The organism is Staphylococcus gallinarum (assembly GCF_000875895.1).
Taxonomy (GTDB): domain Bacteria; phylum Bacillota; class Bacilli; order Staphylococcales; family Staphylococcaceae; genus Staphylococcus; species Staphylococcus gallinarum.
Map to the genome: position 1 here is coordinate 1 of NZ_JXCF01000046.1, position 286 is coordinate 286.

Annotated in this window: 1 protein-coding gene; it reads left to right on the top strand. The window is 32.9% G+C overall.

Annotated features, from left to right (window positions below; all coding sequences use genetic code 11):
- The coding region (locus tag SH09_RS12400) for a DUF334 domain-containing protein (RefSeq protein WP_031912999.1) at positions 1-234 on the top strand (234 nt) is incomplete at its 5' end.
- Between the last annotated feature and the right edge of the window lie 52 nt (positions 235-286).

A 286-nucleotide genomic window follows, 5' to 3' on the forward strand; every position in this document is an offset into this window, starting at 1 on the left:
ATTGGTGCAATGTTATTAGTGTTTATGCTTTTTGCTTTGATTATGACGATTGGCAGAGATTTTATGGGCTTTTTACATGTAGATGTATTACAGAATGCCATAGCAAGCAAAATAAAGGCTTCTGAGGGCTTTATTTCAGTTTTATGGTACATTGCTTATGGTTTACCTTATATACTCGCTATAGGGCTATTTATTTGGTTGTATGAGTGGATAAGAGCAAGATTCCATGATTAAACAAAGTATGATCAGGCTTTTATGCCGAGAAAATTTATTTATATTGAGAAGT